This is a genomic window from Prosthecobacter sp. (assembly GCF_029946185.1).
Classification (GTDB): Bacteria; Verrucomicrobiota; Verrucomicrobiia; order Verrucomicrobiales; family Verrucomicrobiaceae; genus Prosthecobacter.
The window spans coordinates 1-6,465 of sequence record NZ_JAQSEA010000054.1 but is presented as its reverse complement, the minus strand read 5'-3'; the positions used below and the strand labels follow the sequence as shown (position 1 = coordinate 6,465).

Genomic DNA, 6,465 nt, shown 5'->3' with positions numbered 1-6,465 from the left:
TCAGGAAAATCTCTGCGACCGTTCATTCTCTGCGGTTCAAATCTCCGGCCATTCCCCTGCCCAAGATTCTGCTGACTCAGCAAGCGCCTAGTCGATCGCGCCTTTTTTGCGCAAAAACGGCACCAACTCATCCACGCCGAAGTCGGCCAGCACTTCGCCATCCCAGTCCATGGTGGGCGCTTTGCTCTGTCCGCTGAGGTCGATCATGGCCTGCATGGCTTCGCGATTGCCGGACACGGTGACCCCTTCATAGGCGATGCCTTTGGCATCAAGATACTCAGTGACTTCTTCACACCAAGGACAGCCGGTTTTGAGATAGACGACGGGTTTGATCATGCCCCTAGATTGCCTTAGAAGGCCGCCAAGGGCAAGCAATCCGTGAGAGATTCGCGGTTGACCACCCCCGTGCCCTGATTAGAATCCGCCCGCTGTTTTCAGAGCCTTCATCCAGTGCTCCGAAGCCCGTCCCTTTGAACATCAACTCCTCATGCGCTATCTTCGACTCCAGAAAGCGCAGCAGGAACCGTTCCAGCGGATGGATCGTCCAAAAGAAAGATCCAGCGTGCTGAAAGTGCACGCGGGTGTGACTTTTGAGCAGGCAGGGCCAGTGCGGCCCAGCTTTGAAAACTGCAGCAGCCCGTGGTGGTGCTGTGGCTGGCCGCTCGTGCGGTCTGCCGCGTGCCGCGGACCCGTGGAAGAGGCAAGCCGCCCGTTCCCGCCCGCCGCCCCTCCCAGCACCCCGGCCCTGCTCGAACACGCAAACCATCGCTACATCAACACAACTCATGTCCGACTATCCAAACCGCAATGGCGGAGACAGCAACAACGGCAATCGCCGCAATCGCAACCGCAACCGTCCGCGTGGCCCACGCCCTGAAGGTCCGCGTCCTACCCGTGAAGGTGGCCGCGAAAGCCGCAATGCCCCCCCTTCCTTCTTCCAGAAGATCCTTGGCTTCTTCGGCATCGGCAAGTCCAGGCCGAAGAGCCGCCCGCAGGCAGATCGCAGCGGCCCCAGCTCCGGCCCTCGCTCCACGAATGACAATCCACGCCCGCAGCGCGAGCCACGTCCACGTCGTGAAGCCCCACCTTCCGTGAGCCCGGGAGACATCACCACAGACCGTCTCTACGTCGGCAACCTTTCCTATGACGCCAGCGAGAGCGATCTCTTTGAATTGTTCAACGGCGTCGGCGCTGTGAAGAATGCCGAAGTCGTCGTCAACAGCCGCACCCAGCGCTCCAAAGGCTTTGCCTTTGTGACCATGGGCAGCGTCGAAGAAGCACGCCGCGCCGTGCAGGAACTCAGTGCCAAGGATTTCATGGGCCGCCCCTTGCAGCTCAGCGGTGCCAAGCCCAACACCCGCGGTGACGACTCCGACTCTCCTTCTCAGGAAGAAGACACGCATGCGGCCTGATTGACCTAATCCATTGTTTCATTGCGCCCGCAGGTTCTCGAACGAACCTGCGGGCTTTTTTTGGCCTGCTGTTCTTTTACAAAAAATCACCAACTCGCTGAACAAAAACACCGCAGTCCCCCTCCAAGTCCATCAAACTCACCATGCCTGCCCCCGCCCCACTTGATCGGAATCCCCTTCCCGGAACTGCCCAGTCCAAATCACCTGCCCCCCAGGGCTCACCTTCTGAGATTCGTGACGATGAGCAGTTCTGCAGCCAGTTGGAAGACCGCGAGCTGCTCAGCGGCCCAAACCGCCGTCTGCGGGATCTGCAACTGCTCTACGGCGTGGCCAAGGACTTTATCCTCGGCTTCCGCTCGCTGCATTTCGTCGGCCCCTGCATCACCGTCTTCGGTTCCGCGCGCTTCGCGGAGGATCATCCCTATTACAAGCTGGCACGGGACATGGGCGCGGCCATCGCAAAAATGGGCTTCACCGTTTTGACCGGTGGCGGCCCCGGCATCATGGAAGCCGCCAATCGTGGCGCCAAAGATGTGGGCGGTCGCAGCGTCGGCTGCAACATCCGCCTGCCCTTTGAGCAAAGCCACAATCCCTACCTCGACCGCTGGGTCACCATGGAGCATTTCTTCGTGCGCAAGACCCTCCTCATCAAGTACAGCTACGGCTTCATCATCATGCCCGGAGGCTTCGGCACCATGGACGAAATGTTTGAGGCCCTGACCCTCATCCAGACCAAGAAACTCAAGAACTTCCCCATCGTCATCATGGGCGCTGAATTCTGGCCGGAGATGCGCCACTTCATGGAGCACATGCTCAAAGGCGCGACCATCAGCGCAGAAGATCTGGATTTGATCAAATGGACCGATTCGGTCGATGAGGCCATCGCCCATCTGCAGGAAAAAGCGGTCTCACAATTCGGACTGCGGCGTCATCGCGTGCCGCAAAGCAATCCCTTGCTGGGAGAAAAGGCGCTTGAGGGCTCCCATTGAAACACCACACTCCACCCCCGCGCATGTCAGACCACACCTTCACCCTCTCCAACGGCCTCACGCTGGGCTATTGCGAGTACGGTGACCCGCGCGGCGAGGTGGCCTTTTACTTTCACGGCTGGCCCTCCTCGCGCAGCCAGGGCTCCCTCTTTCATGAGCATGCCAAAAAGCACGGCATGCGCCTCATCTGCCCGGACCGCCCCGGCATCGGCCTCTCAGACTTTCAGGCGGGCCGCACCTTGTCTGACTGGCCGGTTACGCTGGAGGAGCTCGCCGCGCACGTCGGCGCAGACAATTACCACGTCATCGGCTGGTCGGGCGGCGGGCCTTATGTGCTCGTCTCAGCGCTGCAGCTCCATCGGCGGCTCCTCTCCGCCACCATCATCTGCGGTGCACCCCCGCTGAAGTTCCTGGGAGACCGGCAGATGTTCTGGCTCTACCGCTTCATGATCCAACTGCGGCATTTTTTCCCGACGATTCTCGGCTTGGTGCTCTACCTCGGCGGCCTGGCTGCCAAGGGGAATCCGCAGAAGCCCCCCTTGCGCTGGCTCATGAAACTGCTCGGTGTCGAAGACCGCCGTGTCCTGCTGCTGCCCGGCATCTTTGACGTGGTGCGTGAGGCGACCCTCGGCGCGCTGGATCGCGGCGCGCGCAGTGTCATCGCGGATGCAGACATCTACCTCAGCGAATGGGGCTTTGAAGTCAGCCAGATCAATTTCCCCATCCGCTTCTGGCATGGCAAACAGGACCGCAACATTGCCTGGACCTACACCCAGCAGGTCGCCGAACTCATCGCGCAGGCGGAGACCCACTGGTCTGAAATCGACGGCCACTACTCCCTGCCCATCACGCATTCAGAGCAGATCATCACCGCAGCTCTGCAAAAGGAAGCGCCTGCATTGACGCCCGCTCATTAGAAAAAAGGGCCGGCACAAAACGCTGCAAAAAAGCCCTCGCACGCGCGTTCCCTTTTTCTCATGATCCGCCCACTCATCTGCCTCCTGGCCCTGTTCGTCACCGCTTTCTCGGTGGCGGCAGACACAGCCCTCCCCAACAAGGACAAGTTCCATCTCTTCCTGCTCGTCGGGCAGTCCAACATGGCAGGCCGTGGTGTGGTGGAGGCGCAGGACCTGGGGGTCAATCCGCGTGTGCTCATGCTCAGCAAAGACGGCCAGTGGGTGCCCGCTGTGGACCCGCTGCACTTTGACAAAGCCGCCGCAGGCGTGGGCTTGGGCAAGACCTTTGGGCAGCTCATCGCCGCGGCGAATCCGGGCGTGACGATTGGTTTGATCCCCTGCGCCGTCGGTGGCTCGCCCATCGATTCCTGGCAGCCCGGCGTATTTTACCCGCCGACCAAGAGCCATCCGTGGGATGACATGGTAAAGCGCGCCGAACTCGCGCTGCCTGCGGGCACCCTGAAAGGCATCCTCTGGCATCAAGGCGAGAGCGATTCCACAGCGGCGCTTGCCCCCACCTATGCCGCAAAGCTGCATGATCTGGTCAAACGCCTGCGCACACTCGTGAAGTCGCCTGAGGTTCCTTTCATCGCCGGACAGATGGGCCTGTTTGATGGCGTCCCGTGGTTGCCCGAGAAAAAAACTGTCGATCAGGCGCATCGTGATCTGCCAAAGGAAGTGCCGCACACCGCTTTCGTGACAGCCGAAGGCCTGCACCACAAAGGCGACAAAGTACATTTCGACTCGGCAGCGTATCGTGAACTCGGCAAACGGTATGCGGCGGCGTTTTTACAGATGACGAAGTGAGGCTTGCGCATGGCAGCGCAGAGGATCGGATGTCACAAAAGGCGGCGTATTGGGCATAATAAGCACCGTACCCAGCGCCGTATGATCACGCACCATGTTGCGCTTCATCCTCCCGCTGTCCCTTCTTCTGTTTGCCACCTCGATTCACGCTGAATTCAAAGCGGGGGCCGCAGTCATCGACATCTCGCCGCCGAAGCTGCCGGTGCTGGTCAATGGCGGCATGCTAAGCCGCTACGTGGACAAGATCAAAACCCGAGTGCATGCACGCGCCATCGTGGCCACGGATGGCAAGACGGAGATCGCCATCGTGGTGGCGGACAGTTGCATGATGAGCCGTGAGGTGCTGGACGATGCGAAGAAGATGGCCGCCGCCAAGACCGGCATCCCGGCAGACCGCATGCTGATTTCCGCCACGCATGCACATTCGGTGCCCTCCTCCATGGGCTGCCTCGGCACCGATCCCGATCCAAGCTACGTGCCGTTTTTGAAAGAGAAACTCGTCGAGGCCATCGCCGCCGCGCAGGCCGCGCTGGCACCTGCACGCATCGGCTTTGCCCAGGCAAATGCCGCTGAGTTCACCGCCGTGCGGCAGTGGATTCGCCGGCCAGATCGCCTCGTGGAAGACCCCTTTGGCAACATGTCGGTGCGGGCCAACATGCACGCAGGGAGCAACTGGGATAGCGTGACGGGTGAGTCCGGCCCGGAAGATCCCGCACTCTCGCTCATCTCCATTCAAACCAAGGACGGCAAACCGCTGGCGGTGCTGGCAAATTTTTCCATGCACTACTTCGGCGACAAGGACATCAGCGCTGACTACTACGGCCTCTTTTCAGACGGGCTCACGCAGCGCATCGACCCCCAGGGAAAAATGGTGGGCATGATGTCGCATGGCTGCAGCGGAGACATCTATCGCGTGGATTACACCATCCCGGAAAAAGAGCGTCCGAAGCCGACCATTAATGAGTACACCAGCGGCCTGCTCGACATCGCAATGAAGGCCTATGCCGGCATCAAGTATGAAGACCAGCCCACCGTCGCCATGACGGAGACGCGCATGACCTTGAACTACCGCACGCCCGACAAGCAGCGCCTTGAATGGGCGCAGCGTGTGATGGCGGAAGTCGGAGACCGCTTGGTAAAGACGACGACGGAAGTCTATGCGCGCGAGCAGATCATTTTGCATGAGCGGCAGCAGACGGAGATCGTCGTGCAGGCGCTGCGCCTTGGCGACATCGCCATCGCCACCACCCCCAATGAAACCTATGCCCTCACCGGCTTGAAGATCAAAGCCGCGAGCCCCCTGCCCCACACCATCGTCATCGAACTCGCCAACGGCGGGGACGGCTACATCCCGCCGCCAGAAATGCACGCCTGGGGCGGCTACAACACCTGGGCCGCACGCTCCGCCGGGCTGGAAGTGAATGCCGAGCCGAAGATCACTGGCGCAGCCATCACCGCGCTCGAACGCGTCACCGACAAACCGCGCCGCGAGTGGAAACTCAGCGATGGCACAGCAGCCAAGGCGGTGCTGGCTTTGAAACCGGCCGCCTACTGGCGCCTCAACGAAGTCACCGGCCCCGTGGCGGCTGACGCGAGTGCTCACGGCCATGACGCCGTGTTTGAGCGCGATGTCGCCTACTATCTTGAAGGCCCCAAGACAGCGAGCTTCTGTGCTGCCGAAGTGAACCGCGCCCCGCACCTCGTCGGCGCACGCATCCGCTCACGCCACCCTGATCTCGGCAGCCAGTACACCGTTTCTCTGTGGTTCTGGAATGGCATGCCAAATGACGGCCGCGACACCAGCGGCTGGCTCTTCTCCCGGGGCGCGGACCATGGCCTCGGCGTCTTCAGTGACCACCTCGGCATCGGCGGCAAAACCGGCCACACCGGCAAGCTGATCTTCTTCAGCGGCACGAATGATCAAAGCGTCGTCGCAGGCAAAAGTAAAATCCCGCGCTGGCAGTGGCAGCATCTCGTCCTCGTCCGTGACAAAAACACCGTGCGTGCCTACCTCAACGGCACCCTCGAATTCGAAACCGAAAGCATCATTGATCCCGCCCAAGCTCCGCATGAATGCTTCTTCGGCGGTCGCAGCGACAACAACTCCAACTGGGAAGGCCGGCTCGATGAAATCGCAGTATTCGACCGTGCCCTGAAGCAGGAAGAAATCACGAAGCTGCAAGTCCCATAATACCAGGCTCCATTGAAACAGGTCTGTCTAGAACGGCACTCGGTTAAGACGGAGCATCGTGAAACTCACAGCTTGCGCGCAGCGCTCCTCGGAGCGCGGAATTTATTCCG

At 60.7% G+C, this 6,465-nt stretch carries 6 protein-coding genes; 5 read left to right on the top strand and 1 reads right to left on the bottom strand.

What is annotated here, in order from left to right; translation table 11 throughout:
* Window positions 1–87 precede the first annotated feature (87 nt).
* Entirely contained in the window at window positions 88–336 is a 249-nt protein-coding gene (locus PSV43_RS03700) for a glutaredoxin family protein (protein ID WP_300193907.1), read from the bottom strand.
* Between the two features lie 449 nt (window positions 337–785).
* Here PSV43_RS03700 and PSV43_RS03695 point away from each other — a divergent pair, with 449 nt between their 5' ends.
* The 5 genes from PSV43_RS03695 (at window position 786) to PSV43_RS03675 (ending at window position 6,355) form a co-directional block, all read left to right on the top strand.
* Window positions 786–1,412: an RNA-binding protein gene (locus PSV43_RS03695; protein ID WP_300193905.1), complete on the top strand. Its 627-nt coding sequence runs from the start codon at window positions 786–788 to the stop codon at window positions 1,410–1,412.
* Between the two features lie 143 nt (window positions 1,413–1,555).
* A complete protein-coding gene (locus tag PSV43_RS03690; RefSeq protein ID WP_300193904.1) occupies window positions 1,556–2,401 on the top strand; it encodes a TIGR00730 family Rossman fold protein in 846 nt (281 codons plus the stop codon).
* A 23-nt stretch (window positions 2,402–2,424) separates the two neighbouring features.
* On the top strand, window positions 2,425–3,318 hold the full coding sequence (locus PSV43_RS03685) for an alpha/beta hydrolase (protein WP_300193902.1): 894 nt from the start codon (window positions 2,425–2,427) through the stop codon (window positions 3,316–3,318).
* Between the two features lie 60 nt (window positions 3,319–3,378).
* The gene (locus tag PSV43_RS03680; protein WP_300193901.1) at window positions 3,379–4,164 is read left to right on the top strand and encodes a sialate O-acetylesterase; all 786 of its coding nucleotides are present in this window, start codon (window positions 3,379–3,381) and stop codon (window positions 4,162–4,164) included.
* Window positions 4,165–4,258: 94 nt separating this feature from the next.
* Window positions 4,259–6,355, top strand: coding sequence for a LamG-like jellyroll fold domain-containing protein (locus PSV43_RS03675; RefSeq protein ID WP_300193899.1), 2,097 nt, complete (start codon window positions 4,259–4,261; stop codon window positions 6,353–6,355).
* The last annotated feature ends 110 nt before the right edge of the window (window positions 6,356–6,465 follow it).